Annotated in this window: 10 protein-coding genes; 6 read left to right on the top strand and 4 right to left on the bottom strand. The window is 72.4% G+C overall.

What is annotated here, in order from left to right; genetic code table 11:
- Positions 1–164 precede the first annotated feature (164 nt).
- Entirely contained in the window at positions 165–3,356 is a 3,192-nt protein-coding gene (locus ACGFSH_RS18685; protein WP_393349750.1) for a sacsin N-terminal ATP-binding-like domain-containing protein, read from the top strand.
- A gap of 220 nt (positions 3,357–3,576) precedes the next feature.
- Positions 3,577–4,509, top strand: a complete 933-nt coding sequence (locus tag ACGFSH_RS18680; RefSeq protein ID WP_393349748.1) for a hypothetical protein — start codon at positions 3,577–3,579, stop codon at positions 4,507–4,509.
- Positions 4,510–4,521: 12 nt separating this feature from the next.
- Here the strand turns inward: ACGFSH_RS18680 and ACGFSH_RS18675 are convergent, their stop codons facing one another.
- Entirely contained in the window at positions 4,522–5,871 is a 1,350-nt protein-coding gene (locus ACGFSH_RS18675; protein ID WP_393350060.1) for a M1 family metallopeptidase, read from the bottom strand.
- 257 nt (positions 5,872–6,128) lie between these two features.
- Here ACGFSH_RS18675 and ACGFSH_RS18670 point away from each other — a divergent pair, with 257 nt between their 5' ends.
- Positions 6,129–6,941, top strand: coding sequence for a hypothetical protein (locus tag ACGFSH_RS18670; protein WP_393349746.1), 813 nt, complete (start codon positions 6,129–6,131; stop codon positions 6,939–6,941).
- A gap of 57 nt (positions 6,942–6,998) precedes the next feature.
- On the opposite strand, the gene ACGFSH_RS18665 is transcribed toward ACGFSH_RS18670, so the two are convergent.
- On the bottom strand, positions 6,999–9,389 hold the full coding sequence (locus tag ACGFSH_RS18665) for an HAD-IC family P-type ATPase (RefSeq protein ID WP_393349743.1): 2,391 nt from the start codon (positions 9,387–9,389) through the stop codon (positions 6,999–7,001).
- Positions 9,390–9,498: 109 nt separating this feature from the next.
- Positions 9,499–9,768, bottom strand: coding sequence for a DUF2530 domain-containing protein (locus ACGFSH_RS18660; protein WP_393349741.1), 270 nt, complete (start codon positions 9,766–9,768; stop codon positions 9,499–9,501).
- A gap of 118 nt (positions 9,769–9,886) precedes the next feature.
- On the opposite strand from ACGFSH_RS18660, the gene ACGFSH_RS18655 reads away from it, so the two are divergent.
- The gene (locus ACGFSH_RS18655; protein WP_393349739.1) at positions 9,887–11,338 is read left to right on the top strand and encodes an NCS2 family permease; all 1,452 of its coding nucleotides are present in this window, start codon (positions 9,887–9,889) and stop codon (positions 11,336–11,338) included.
- An 84-nt stretch (positions 11,339–11,422) separates the two neighbouring features.
- Here the strand turns inward: ACGFSH_RS18655 and ACGFSH_RS18650 are convergent, their stop codons facing one another.
- Positions 11,423–11,605 carry a ribbon-helix-helix protein, CopG family gene (locus ACGFSH_RS18650; RefSeq protein ID WP_069769474.1) on the bottom strand — a complete coding sequence of 61 codons (183 nt, stop codon included), beginning with the start codon at positions 11,603–11,605 and terminating at the stop codon, positions 11,423–11,425.
- Between the two features lie 152 nt (positions 11,606–11,757).
- On the opposite strand from ACGFSH_RS18650, the gene ACGFSH_RS18645 reads away from it, so the two are divergent.
- Together ACGFSH_RS18645 and ACGFSH_RS18640 are read left to right on the top strand one after the other, a co-directional pair.
- Positions 11,758–12,195: a MarR family transcriptional regulator gene (locus tag ACGFSH_RS18645; RefSeq protein WP_329411162.1), complete on the top strand. Its 438-nt coding sequence runs from the start codon at positions 11,758–11,760 to the stop codon at positions 12,193–12,195.
- 24 nt (positions 12,196–12,219) lie between these two features.
- Positions 12,220–13,578 (top strand): MFS transporter, encoded by a 1,359-nt coding sequence (locus ACGFSH_RS18640; protein WP_393349737.1) that lies wholly within the window; start codon positions 12,220–12,222, stop codon positions 13,576–13,578.
- Positions 13,579–13,657 lie beyond the last annotated feature (79 nt).

Below are 13,657 nucleotides of genomic sequence, written 5' to 3'. Positions count from 1 at the left end.
GCCGGTTCCGCGGCCCGGGTCCCGCTCCCGGCCGGTTCCACGGTCCCGTGTCCGCGGCCCCGGGCTTTCCCGGTCAGGGCTCTGCGGGGTGACGGTGGCAGGGGGCGGCGGGGGCGGGGAAGATCTCGCGGTACCGTCGACTCCCGTCGACGAGGAGAGCCAACGTGAGCAAGTTCGTGCGGCCGGCGCCCGAGGGCGCGGATCCCTTCGGCACGGCGCGCCTGCGCCGCGGGGTCCTGGACGCCTGGGCCACCAGCGCGGCCCGTTTCCGGGAGGACGCCAACGCCGAGGAGGACCTGGTCCTCGGCGGATACCGGGACCGGCTCGTCGTCGAGCTCGCGCAGAACGCCGCCGACGCGGCCGCCAGGGGCGGGGTGCCGGGGCGGCTGCGGCTCACCCTGCGGGACGGCGTCCTGGTCGCGGCGAACACCGGCGCGCCGCTGGACGCGGCCGGCGTGGAGTCGCTGGCCACGCTGCGGGCCTCCGCCAAGCGTGAGGCACAGCAGCCGGGCGTCGCCGTCGGACGGTTCGGCGTCGGGTTCGCCGCCGTGCTCGCCGTCACCGACGAACCGGCCGTCGTCGGCCGTCACGGCGGCGTCCGCTGGGACCTGGCCGAGGCCCGTACGCTCGCGTCCGAGACCGCCCGGCACAGCCCCGGCCTCGGGGACGAGATCCGGCGGCGCGACGGCCATGTGCCGCTGCTGAGGCTCCCGTTCGCCGCTCAGGGCACCGCCCCCGACCCGTACGACACGGCCGTCATCCTCCCGCTGCGCGACACCGCCGCCGCCGACCTCGCCGAGCGTCTCCTCGCCGCCGTCGACGACGCCCTCCTCCTCGCCCTGCCGGGCCTGGAGGAGGTCGTGATCGAGATCGGCGACGGCGCCGCCCGCACCCTGCGGCGCTCCGTCGACGGGGCCCACACCGTCGTCTCGGACAGCGAACAGGGCACGACCCGCTGGCGGACGGCCTCCGCCCACGGCGACCTCACCCCGGACCTGCTGGCCGACCGCCCCGTGGAGGAGCGGCTGCGGCCGCACTGGTCGGTGACCTGGGCCGTGCCCGTCGACGACGACGGCGCGCCCGTCCCGCCGCGCACCACGCCCGTCGTCCACGCGCCCACCCCCAGCGACGAGCCCCTGGGCGTGCCCGCCCTGCTCATCGCCTCCTTCCCGCTCGACACCACCCGCCGGCACGCGGCCCCCGGCCCGCTGACCGACCATCTGGTGCGCCGCGCGGCGGACGTGTACGCCGGGCTCCTGGCCGACTGGCGCCCGGTGGGCGCCGGGATCATCGACCTGGTGCCCGGTCCGCTGGGCAAGGGGGAGCTGGACGGGGCGCTGCGCCGGGCCGTCCTGGAACTGCTGCCGCGCACCGCGTTCCTGCCGCCCGCCGTCCCGCCCGTGCCGGAGGAGGCGCCCGACGGCGCCGACGAGGGCGAGGTCGCGGCCGGGCTCGCCGAGGCGCTGCGCCCCCGGGACGCCGAGGTCGTCGAGGGGGCGGGCGCCGACACGGTGCGGGTGCTGGCGGAGGTGCTGCCCACGCTGCTGCCCGCGGGGCTGGAGCGGCGCGTCGAGCTGCGCACGCTGGGCGTGGCCCGGATCCCGCTCGCGGACGTCGTCGACCGCCTCGCCGGGCTGGAGAAGGACCCGCAGTGGTGGTACCGGCTCTACGACAGCCTGGCCGGGGTCGACCCGGACCGGCTGACCGGGCTGCCGGTGCCGCTGGCCGGCGACGCCTCCGCCTCCTTCGGCGGGGGGCGGCGGACCGCCGTCGGCCCGCGCCAGGTGCTGCTGCCGACGCCGGACGCGTCCGCGCTCGACCCGCAGGTCCTCGCCCGGCTGGGCCTCAAGGTGGCCCACCCGGACGCCGCGCATCCCCTGCTGGAGAAGCTCGGCGCGCTGCCCGCCACCCCGCGCGCGATCCTGACCACCCCGCAGGTGCGGGCCGCCGTGGCGGCCTCCCTGGACGACGAGGGCGGGGCCTGGGACGACGAGGGCGCGCCGGACGCCGAGGAGCTCGCCGACACGGTGCTCGCGCTGGTCCGCGACGCGGGTCTGGAGCCCGGGGACGAGCCCTGGCTGGGCGCTCTGGCGCTGCCGGACGAGGACGGCGAACTCGTCCCCGCCGGTGAACTGGTCCTGCCCGGCAGCGCGTTCGCCTCCGTCATCCGTGAGGACGAACTCGCCTTTGTCGAAGCGGAATTGGCGGACAAGTGGGGGGAGCAGCCGCTCGCCGCCTGTGGCGTGCTCGCCGGGTTCGCGCTGGTGCGGGCCACGGACGTCGTCCTCGACCCGGACGAACTGGAGCCGCGCGACGGCGACTTCGCCGAGCCCGACGACGCCGGGCTGCTGGACGCGGTGGACGTGTGGTGCGAGGACATCCTCGACCGCTTCCCCGACAGCCCCGTGCCTCCCGTAGCCACCGAGCTGGTCGCCGTGCGCGACCTCGACCTCGTCGACGAGGACCGCTGGCCGCAGGCCCTCGCGATGCTGGCCCGGCCGCCGCTGCGCGACGCGATCACCCAGCCCGTCCGCGTCCTCCTGCCCGACGGCACCCACGAGCTGGTACGGCCCTACACCGCCTGGTGGCTGCGCGGGAACCCGGTCCTCGACGGCCGCCGCCCGGCCGGTCTGCTCGCGGCCGGCGGCGACCCGCTGCTGCACGGCCTCTACGACGAGGCCGACGCCACCGGCTTCGACGACGAACAGGTGCTGCGCGCCCTCGGCGTGCGCACCTCGGTCGCGGCCCTCCTCGACGAGCCCGGCGGCGCGGCCGAACTGCTGGACCGCCTCGCCGACCCGGAACGAACCGTCGGCCCGGCCCAACTGCACGGCCTGTACGGCGCGCTGGCCGAGCTGGACCCCGAGCAGGTGACCCTGCCGGACGAGCTGCGGGCCGTCGTCGACGGGCACGTCCAGGTCGTGGAAGCCGCCGACGCGGTGGTCGTCGACTCCCCCGACCTGCTGCCCTTCACCCGGGGCGTCCCGCTGCTCCCCGTGCGCCCCTCCCGGGCGGCCGAACTCGCCGAGCTGTTCCAGGTGCGGCGGCTGAGCGAGTCCGTGACCGGCGAGGTCGACTCCGAGGGCGCGGAACACGCCGTCCCGGAGCCGGTGCGCGTCCTCCTCGGACCGCGCACGCCCGCCACCTACGTCGAACACGACGAACTCGTCGTCGACGGCGTGGAGATCGACTGGCGCCTGACCGCCGACGGCGTCCTGCACGCGTCCACCCTGGAGGGCGTGGCGGCCGGCCTCGCCTGGGCCGCCCGCCAGTGGCCCCGCCGCTTCGAGGTCGCAGCCCTCCTGGAGGACCCGTCCCGCACAGCCGAACTGGCCCGGGACCGCTGGTTCGACTGAGACGGAGAGGGCCGCCCGGCCGGTCCGGGCGGCGCCTGTCCGGGCGGCGCGGTCGCCCGCGGTGGACGCTCCGTCAGTTGATCTTCCCCTTCGCACAACCATCCGTCTGCGACGGCCATCTGAGCAACCGGGTCAGAAGACTCCACGATCACTTGGGCGCCGGACGGGTCGCGAGCCGTGCGAAGGGACCGTCCGGGCCCCTACCTTCAGGGGGAATCGCATGCGTGCACGCGCCACCGTGGTCACCGTCGCCGTCGCCGGCGCCGTGGCTCTGTCCGCCGTCGTCGTTCCGGCCGCGCAGGCCGCCGGGGGCGGGTCGCGTCATCCCGCCGGCGCGTTGAAGGCCCTGCACACGGCCCTCGCCGGCAAGAGCGCCTTCACGGGTGCGAGCCCCGCCGGCGGCGTTCCGTACCCACTGGACGTCACGTTCGGCGGCGTCAAGGTCAACAAGGGGCGGCCGATCGCGGCCGGCGCCGATGGCCGGGTCAGCGTGCCGGTCACGTTCCAGATCACGCACGGCGCGGGCGTCGACCTCGGCGCGGAGGACGTCCAGCTGGACCTGGTCCTGTACCGCGGCGCGTCGTTCGCCCACCCGGTCAAGACGCTGATCGGCGACTACGCGCCGAGCTGCACCGCCACCAGCGCCACGGTCGCCTCCTGCTCCGGCACCATCGACATCGCCCCGTCCGAGCAGCTGGACAACGTCGACGCCTCGGTCTGGAAGGCGGCCGGGTACGTCATCGACTGGAACGACGTCGACCCGAGAGCCGACGACGTCGACTGGACCAAGGTCGGGTACACCGAGGGCGACGCGCTGGCCTCCGTCCAGCTCCAGCGCGCGCCCCGGTCGACGGTCGACGCCGCCCCCGAGCCGGTGAAGAAGGGCAAGACCCTCACCGTCACCGGCAAGCTGGCGCGCGCCAACTGGGACACCGGTCTGTACGGCGGGGTCGCCTCCCAGCCGGTGAAGCTTCAGTTCCGCAAGAAGGGCAGCAGCGCGTACAGCACCGTCAAGACCCTCAAGTCCAGTGCCGGCGGCGGTCTGAAGACCACGGTCACCGCCTCGGTGGACGGCTACTACCGCTTCACGTTCGCGGGCAACGTGACGGTCCCCGCGGTGAGTTCCGCGGGTGACTTCGTCGACGTCCGGTGAGGTGACGGGCGGTCACCGGATGTAGTGGGACTCCCAGAAGGGGCCGAGGTCGACGTCCGTCATGGACTGGGCGGCCCGGACGAAGTCCTCGGTGGTGGAGACGCCGTAGCGGTGGTCGCGGGCGTACTGCCTGAGCAGACGGGCCATCGCGTCGGCGCCGAGGGTGTTCTCGAGGTCGGCGAGGGCGCAGGGCCCGGCCGTGTACACGAGGTGGTACTCGTTGCGGTGCTGCGACCAGTACGCCATCGAGGCCGTCAGCTCGGCGCCGTCGTCGGGCCAGTAGACGTCCGCCCAGCAGTTGCGCATGTCCCAGCCCTGGAAGCGGGCGTTGGCGTATTGGGCGAAGCTCTCATCCAGCCACGGCGTGTTGTACTCGTCGTTGCCGACGATCCCGTACCACCACTGGTGCGCCACCTCGTGGACGACCGCGCCGCCCTCCTCGGTGGTGCCGATGAGGACGAGACCGGGGTATTCCATGCCGCCGCCGAACTCCGGCGTCATCACGACGTCGAGTTCGCCGTACGGGTAGCGGCCGAACTCCTCGCCGAACCGGTCGATCGAGGCGACGGCGTCCGCGCGGCTCAGCCGCACGCCCGCGTCGGGGGTGTCCGGCGCCCAGTACGACCGGACGAGCACGCCCCCGGGCGTGGTCTCGGTCGCCGTGCGGAACGGGCCCGCCGCCCACGCGAAGTCCCGCACCCGGTCGGCGACGCTGAGGGTGACGGTGCGGCCGGGGGCGCCGGGCAGGGTGCGGGTGCGGCCGGTCGCGGGCACCTTCAGGGCCGAGGGGTGGTCCAGCCGGACCCGGAAGTCGCCCGCCAGGGCGTAGAAGCTCTCACCTAGCGCCACGTAGGGGTCTAGGTGCCACCCCTTCGCATCGTGCACGGCGAGGACCGGCAGCGCGTTGCCGAGGAAGCGGGTCGCGCCCTCACGGCCGAAGCGGGCGTTGCGGTCGGGCACGGTGACGGACACGTCGAAGGCGACGGACACCCGCTCGCCGCGCCCGAGCGGCTCGGTCAGCACGATGCGCAGGGCCGTGCAGTCGACGGTCAGGGGCTCGGGCGTGCCGCCGGCGACGTGCGACACGACGACGGGGGAGGCGGGCCCGCCGGGCGTGCCGCACCCGTCCTCTCCGTTGCCCCACAGCCGCAGGTACACCTCGCGCAGGGGAGCGGAGGATGCGTTGCGGAACGACACCCGCTCCCGTCCGGCCCAGTGCCCGCCGTCGGCGTCCGAGCGCAGGGACACGTCGTAGCGGGCGCGGTCGGGCGTCGCCGCCCCCGCCCCGGCTCCCGCCGCCGGGCCGTCCGCCGCACCGGCCTCGCTCACCCCACCGCCGAGCGCCGCCAGCACGGCGAGCAGCGCGACGACGACGGACCCCGGACGACGACGACCATACGACTGACGGTGACATGCCAGCCGATACTGCCACAACTGCGTTGGTTTGCAACGGAGTTGAACAGACTCCGACATCGGCACCGCCCGGCGGAAGGGAGCGGGCACCGGCCGGAGCAGTGGCTTTCTTTACCTTCTGCCGTACAACTCGCCGCCTGCGTGGGTGATCTGACCTGATGGGTCAACAGACCCCGAGATCCCTTCTCTCCATCTGGGAAACGCACATGCGCATACGCGCTCTCGTCGTCGCCGCCACCGGCGCCGTCGCCTGCTCCGCCCTCGCCGTCCCGGCCGCGCAGGCCGCTCCGGCCACGGCCCCCGGCGTGACCTTCTCCGCGATGAAGGTCAACGCGGGCAAGGCCGTCGTCGTGGGCCCCACGGCCAAGGTGACGGTCAACGCGACTTACACCGTCACCAAGCCCGCGAACCTCAGCGCCGGCTCCATCGAGACGGGCCCGCTGCTCTACCGGGGCAGCAAGCTCGACGCGCGGGCCGAGGTCATCGGCGGCGACGATCCGGGCGTCTGCACGACTGTCTCCTCGACGGTCCTGCACTGCACCGCCAAGATCCAGTTCCGTGCCGTCGACACGGACGATCACGACAGCCTCGCCAACAGCCAGGCAGGCGCCTGGAAGGTCGGCGCGCTCGCCCTTCCCAAGAACGCCACCGGGCTCGACGACTTCACGTGGCAGAGCAACCTGGGCGCCATCCGCGTCCAGCGCCAGGCGAAGCTGACGGCCGACGCCGCCCCCGAGCCGGTGAAGAAGGGCAAGACCCTCACCGTCACGGGCGCGCTGACCCGTGCGAACTGGGACACCAACCGGTACGCCGGCTACTCGGGCCAGTCGGTGAAGTTGCAGTTCCGCAAGAAGGGCAGCACTGCCTACAGCACGGTCAAAACCGTCAAGTCCAGCTCCACGGGCGGTCTGAAGACCACGGTCACGGCGTCCGCGGACGGTTACTACCGTTTCGTCTTCGCGGGCACCTCCACCACCTCGGCGATCAGCGCCGCGGGTGACTTCGTCGACGTCAGGTGATGTGACGTCGGGCAACTGAGTGCCGCCGGCCCGGGCCCCGGGCCGGCTCCTCGGCGCTCAGTCCGGGAAGCGGCGGTCGACCCAGCGCCAGGTGAACTCCAGAGCGAGCGCCGCCACCGCCGCAACGCCCACCGCGATCCACGGCATCGTCAGGCCGACCAGTTTCAGCGCGAAGAAGTGCTGGAGCCACGGGACCGCGAGCACCAGCAGGAACGCTCCGCCCATCGAGGCGACCAGCAGCACCCGCCACCAGGTGTAGGGGCGGGCGATGATCGCCAGCACCCACATCGACGCCAGGAACAGCGTGAGGGTGGCCGCGCTCGTCTCGGCCTCCAGTGAGCCCTCGCCGGTGTAGTGGTGGCGGGCCAGCAGGTAGGTGACGAAGGTGGCGACGCCCGCGATCACCCCGCCGGGGACGGAGTACCGCATCACGCGTCGCACGAAGTGCGGGCGGGCCCGCTCGGTGTTGGGGGCCAGAGCGAGGAAGAAGGCCGGGATGCCGATGGTGAGGGTGGAGAGCATCGTCAGGTGCCTCGGCAGGAAGGGGTACTCGACCTGCCAGCACACCACGAGCAGGGCGAGCAGCACCGAGTAGACCGTCTTCACCAGGAAGAGGGTCGCCACCCGCGTGATGTTGCCGATGACCCGCCGGCCCTCCGCCACCACCGACGGCAGGGTCGCGAAGCTGTTGTCCAGCAGCACGATCTGCGCGACCGCCCGGGTGGCCTCCGAGCCCGACCCCATCGCCACGCCGATGTCGGCGTCCTTCAGCGCGAGGACGTCGTTGACGCCGTCCCCGGTCATCGCGACGGTGTGCCCGCGGGACTGGAGCGCCCCCACCATGTCCCGCTTCTGCTGCGGGGTGACCCGGCCGAACACCGTGCCCTCGTCCAGCGCCCGCCCCATGCCGTCCGGGTCCGCGGGCAGTCGGCGGGCGTCCACGGCGGCGCCGTCCAGACCCAGCTTGGCGGCCACCGCGCCCACCGACACCGCGTTGTCGCCGGAGACGACCTTCGCCCGGACGCGCTGCTCGGTGAAGTAGCGCAGCGTGTCCCCGGCGTCGGGCCGCAGCCGCTGTTCGAGCACCACCAGGGCGGCCGGCCGGGCTCCGCGGGCCGGCTCGGGATCGTCCAGTTCGCGTGCGGCGCGCGCCAGCAGCAGCACGCGCAGCCCCTGCTCGTTGAGCCGCTCCGTCTCGGCGAGGGCGGGATCGTCCTCGTCCAGGAGCACGTCGGGCGCCCCCAGCAGCCAGGTGCTGCTTCCGCCCTCGCTCCCGCCGGCGCCGCCGTCGGCGCGCTCGTTGAAGGCGGCGCCGCTGTACTTGCGGGCCGAGGAGAACGGCAGGGACTCGGTGCAGCGCCAGCCGTCGGCGGGCGGGAAGGCGTCGATGACGGCTTGGAGGGAGGCGTTGGGCCGTGGGTCGGACTCCCCGAGCGCCCCGAGCACCTGGCGTACGTAGCCCTCGTCGGCGTCGCCGAGGGTGTGCAGCGCGGTGACGTCCATGCCGCCCTCGGTGAGGGTGCCGGTCTTGTCCAGGCAGACGGTGTCGACGCGGGCGAGGCCCTCGATGGCCGGGAGTTCCTGCACCAGGCACTGCTTGCGGCCGAGCCGGACGACGCCGATCGCGAAGGCGACCGAGGTGAGCAGGACGAGCCCCTCGGGGACCATCGGGATGATGCCGCCGATGGTGCGGGCGACCGAGTCCCGGAAGCCGTTGTTCTTGACGAACAGCTGCGTGACGACGAGGCCGATCGCGGCCGGGACCATCATCCACGTGACGTACTTGAGGATCGTCGAGATGCCGGAGCGCAGCTCGGAGTGGACGAGGGTGAAGCGGGAGGCCTCCTCGGCGAGCTGGGCGGCGTAGGCCTCGCGGCCGACCTTCGTGGCCCGGAAGGCGCCCCCGCCGGCCACCACGAAGCTGCCCGACATGACCTGGTCGCCCGCCCGTTTGACGACGGGATCCGCCTCGCCGGTGAGCAGCGACTCGTCGATCTCCAGGCCGTCGGCCTCCACGCACTCCCCGTCCACGGCGATCTTGTCGCCGGGCCCGATCTCGATCAGGTCGTCCAGGACGAGTTCGGAGGTGCTCACCTGCACGGGTGTGCCGTCGCGCCGGACGGTGGGGTGGGCCTCGCCGACGACCGCGAGGGAGTCGAGGGTCTGCTTCGCCCGCCACTCCTGGACGATGCCGATGCCGGTGTTGGCGAGGATCACGAAGCCGAACAGGCTGTCCTGGATGGGCGCCACCGCGAGCATGACCAGCCACAGGACGCCGATGATCGCGTTGAACCGGGTGAAGACGTTCGCCCGGACGATCTCGCCCATGGAACGGCTGCTGCGCGCGGGCACGTCGTTGACCTGACCGCGCGCGACGCGGTCCGCGACCTCCGCGGCGGTCAGACCTCTCGCCGTCGGCGCGAGGGCGGGGGCGTCGATGTGGGCCATGGAATCGACGGTACGTGCGGTTTTGGGGCTTCACCCCCTGAAGGCCCCGAAGATCCGACCTGGGGAGGACCGGGATGCTACGACGGTTGTAAGACGGGTGCCGGGCGGGTTAGTCCGCTGCCGTCGGCTCCGCGGTCGTGGAGGCCCGCTTGATCGCCGCGTCCCGCTTGCGGACGTACCAGATGCCGATCAGGCCGAGGCCGGCGCCGGCGAGGCAGGTCCACACCCACCAGGCGCGGCCGTGGTCGTCGAACCAGCCGTAGAAGGGGAGCTGGACGAGGAAGAGGACGAACCAGAGGATCGTGCCGCCGGTGATGGTGGCGACGACGGGCCCCTCCAGGGGCTCCGGCGCCTCGTGCTGGGGTGTCCACTTCGCCATGGGGGACAGCTTACGAGGTGGTCACGTCTACGCGCGGAGATGGCCGATCTCGGCGTCATATGTTCATACTGAAACCGTTTGCCGCTGACCACTTCTCTTCGTAGGAACCGACAAAAACATGCCCACCTCGGCCCCCGCCAAGATTCCCTCCCCTGACGAGCCGGGAGCCAGGTCCGCCCACGGCGCCCTCGATCGCTACTTCAAGATCTCCGAGCGGGGCAGCACGCTGTCCCGGGAGGTTCGCGGCGGTTTCGCCACGTTCTTCGCGATGGCGTACATCATCGTGCTGAACCCGATCATCCTCAGCAGCGCCAAGGACATGTACGGCCACCACCTGGACTACGGCCAGCTGGTCACCGCGACCTGTGTGACGGCGGCCTTCACCACCCTCCTCATGGGCGTCATCGGCAACGTGCCCATCGCACTGGCCGCCGGCCTCGGCGTGAACTCCGTGGTGGCGCTCCAGCTCGCGCCCCGGATGTCCTGGCCGGACGCCATGGGCATGGTGGTGCTCGCCGGTCTGGTGGTCATGCTCCTGGTCGCGACCGGTCTGCGTGAGCGCGTGATGAACGCGGTGCCCTTCGGGCTGCGCAAGGCGATCAGCATCGGCATCGGCCTGTTCATCATGCTGATCGGGCTCGTCGACTCCGGCTTCGTCAGCCGCATTCCCGACGCCGCACACACCACCGTCCCGCTCCAGCTCGGCGCCGACGGTCACCTGAACGGCTGGCCGGTCCTCGTCTTCGTCCTGGGCGCGCTGCTCACGCTGGCCCTCATCACCCGCAAGGTGCCCGGTGCGATCCTGATCTCGATCGTCGCGATGACCGTCCTCGCGCTGATCATCAACGCGGTCGCGACCGTGCCCTCCTGGGGTCTGACCACTCCCGAGTGGCCCGGCAACCCCGTCGCCACCCCCGACTTCGGGCTGATCGGCGAGGTCAGCCTGTTCGGCGGCTTCGGCGAGGTCGGCGTGCTGACCGGCGTCCTGTTCGTCTTCACCGTCCTGCTGTCGTGCTTCTTCGACGCGATGGGCACGATCATGGGCGTCAGCGACGAGGCCAAGCTGACCAACGCCCAGGGCGAGATGCCCGGCATCAACAAGGTCCTCTTCGTCGACGGCCTCGCGGTCGCCGCCGGCGGCGCCAGCTCGTCCTCCGCCACCACCGCGTTCGTGGAGTCCACGGCCGGCGTCGGCGAGGGCGCCCGCACCGGGTTCGCGAACCTCGTCACCGGCGCGCTGTTCGCCGTGGCGCTGTTCCTGACGCCCGTGGCCACGATGGTCCCGTCCCAGGCCGCCACCCCGGCACTGCTCGCGGTGGGCTTCCTGATCCTGTCCGGCGCGGTCAAGGAGATCGACTGGGCCGACCACACCATCGCCATCCCGGCCTTCATCACCATGGTGATGATGCCGTTCACCTACTCGATCACCAACGGCATCGGAATGGGCTTCATCGCCTTCGTCCTGCTGCGTCTGGTCGCCGGCCGCGGCCGGGAGGTCCCGGCGCCGATGTACGTCGTCGCCGCCGTCTTCGTCTTCTACTACCTGATGCCGGCCCTCGGCCTGACCTGAGCCCCGGTCCCCGCCTCCCGGTCCCCGACTCCCGTTCCCCGGTCCGTTGCCGTCGCGAGAGCGACGGACGGGCTCGGGGCGGCCTCAGGTGAGCCCGTAGAACTTCCCCGTCTCGTCGACCGCGGTCTTGAAGCGCTCGTCGAAGTCATCACGGATGAGCGTCTGGACGACATAGTCCTGGACGCTCATCCCCCGTTTGGCGGCATGCTGACGGAGCCGTTCGAGCAGCTCCCCGTCTATCCGCAGGCTGAGCACACTGGTCCCCATGAGACGAGGGTCGCGGGCGTGTAGCGCACTCCGGTCACTTTCCGCTGCCGACTCACCCGTTCGGGTGATGGCGGGGTTTCCGTGTCCAGCATCACGGGAATCCCGGCGTTGCCCCAGCTTGTTTAGCCAGAGTAATGAGTTACCCTAAAGAGATGCCTGACCTCTCCCATGGCGACGACGTAGCCGCCGTGAACTCCCTCCGCTCCGCCGTGATGCGGCTGTCCCGCCGGCTCAAGCACCAGCGGGTCGACGAGTCGCTGAGCCCGACCGAGATGTCGGTGCTCGGCACCCTCTCCCTCTGCGGCAGCGCCACCCCCGGCGAACTGGCCCGCAAGGAGCACGTGCAGCCCCCGTCGATGACGCGCATCGTGGCCTTGCTGGAGGCCAAGGGTCTGGTCCGGCTGGAGCCGCACCCCGAGGACCGCCGCCAGAAGGTCGTCACCAAGACCGAGCAGGCCGAGACCATGCTCGCGGAGAGCCGCGCCAAGCGGAACGCCTTCCTGGCGACCCTGGTCGACGGCCTCGACGAGGACGAGTGGGCGAAACTGCGCGCCGCCGCCCCCGTGCTGGAGAAGCTCGCACACCTGTAGACCGTCCCCGAGGAGGCGAACCTGTTGAGTACGGGACCCGGAGCAGACTCCGCACCCGCACCGGCCACCCACGACACCCCGTCCGTCCCTCCACCCGCCCGCAGGTCGACGATGTTCGCCTCCCTGCGGGTCAGGAACTACCGCCTGTTCTTCCTGGGCCAGGTCGTCTCGAACATCGGCACCTGGATGCAGCGCATCGCGCAGGACTGGCTGGTGCTCAGCCTCACCGGCTCCGCCACCGCAGTCGGCGTCACGACCGCGCTCCAGTTCCTGCCGATGCTCCTCTTCGGCCTCTACGGCGGCGTCCTCGTCGACCGCCTGCCCAAGCGCCGCACGCTGCTGTTCACCCAGTCCGCGATGGCCCTCACCGGCATCGCCCTCGCCGTCCTCAGCCTCTCCGGCCACGTCCAGGTCTGGCACGTCTACGTCGCCGCCTTCGCCGTCGGCCTCGCGACCGTGCTGGACAACCCCGCCCGGCAGACGTTCGTCTCCGAGATGGTCGGCCCCGACCAGCTCCAGAACGCGGTCAGCCTCAACTCGGCGAACTTCCAGTCGGCCCGGCTGATCGGCCCCGCCGTCGCCGGCGTGATGATCACCGGCGTCGGAACCGGCTGGGCGTTCCTCTTCAACGGGCTGTCCTTCGTGGCGCCTCTCGCCGGGCTGCTGCTGATGCGCTCGCGCGAGCTGCACGCCGTCGAGCGGGCTCCGCGCGGCAGGGGGCAGCTGCGGGAGGGCCTCCACTACGTCGCCGGCCGCCCCGACCTGATCTGGACCATCGTCCTCGTCGGGTTCGTCAGCACCTTCGGGTTCAACTTCCCCGTCTACCTCTCGGCCTTCGCCGACGACGTCTTCCACGCGGGAGCCGGCTCCTACAGCCTCTTCAACACGCTGATGGCCGTGGGCTCGCTCGCGGGCGCCCTGCTCGCGGCCCGGCGCGGGACCGCCCGGATGCGGGTGCTGGTCGCGGGCGCGGTGGCCTTCGGCACGATGGAGATCGTCGCCTCCGCGGCCCCCTCGCTGTGGCTGTTCGCCCTGCTCATGGCCCCGATCGGGATGTTCGGCATGACGGTCAACGTCACCGCCAACAGCAGCGTCCAGCTCGGCACCGACCCGGCCATGCGAGGCCGGGTGATGGCCCTCTACATGATGGTGTTCATGGGCGGGGCCCCGATCGGCGCGCCGATCGCCGGCTGGGTCACCGACGCGTACGGCGTGCGTGCGGGCATGGCGGCGGGCGGCGCGGTCTCGGCCGCGGCAGCCGTCACCGTCGGCCTGGTCCTGGCCCGGATGGGCAACCTGCGGCTGGCGGTGGGCTGGCACCGCGGCCACCCGCGCGTGCGGTTCGTGCCGCGCGAGGAACGGGAGCTGGCCACCGTGGCCTGACCGGCCGCACCACCGGCCCGGAGGACGCCCCCTAGGCGCCCTCCGGGCCGGCGGCGTGTCCGGCTCCCTTCGGCACAGG

Source organism: Streptomyces sp. NPDC048481, assembly GCF_043200075.1.
Taxonomy (GTDB): Bacteria; Actinomycetota; Actinomycetes; order Streptomycetales; family Streptomycetaceae; genus Streptomyces.
The sequence above is the reverse complement of the archived record's forward strand: the minus strand, read 5'-3'. Positions and strand labels throughout refer to the sequence as shown.

Coding starts and splice junctions, on each gene's coding strand:
- ACGFSH_RS18665 (WP_393349743.1), bottom strand. CDS start 9,389: ATGGCCCACATCGACGCCCCCGCCCTCGCGCCGACGGCGAGAGGTCTG.
- ACGFSH_RS18670 (WP_393349746.1), top strand. CDS start 6,129: ATGCGCATACGCGCTCTCGTCGTCGCCGCCACCGGCGCCGTCGCCTGC.
- ACGFSH_RS18655 (WP_393349739.1), top strand. CDS start 9,887: ATGCCCACCTCGGCCCCCGCCAAGATTCCCTCCCCTGACGAGCCGGGA.
- ACGFSH_RS18660 (WP_393349741.1), bottom strand. CDS start 9,768: ATGGCGAAGTGGACACCCCAGCACGAGGCGCCGGAGCCCCTGGAGGGG.
- ACGFSH_RS18650 (WP_069769474.1), bottom strand. CDS start 11,605: ATGGGGACCAGTGTGCTCAGCCTGCGGATAGACGGGGAGCTGCTCGAA.
- ACGFSH_RS18645 (WP_329411162.1), top strand. CDS start 11,758: ATGCCTGACCTCTCCCATGGCGACGACGTAGCCGCCGTGAACTCCCTC.
- ACGFSH_RS18680 (WP_393349748.1), top strand. CDS start 3,577: ATGCGTGCACGCGCCACCGTGGTCACCGTCGCCGTCGCCGGCGCCGTG.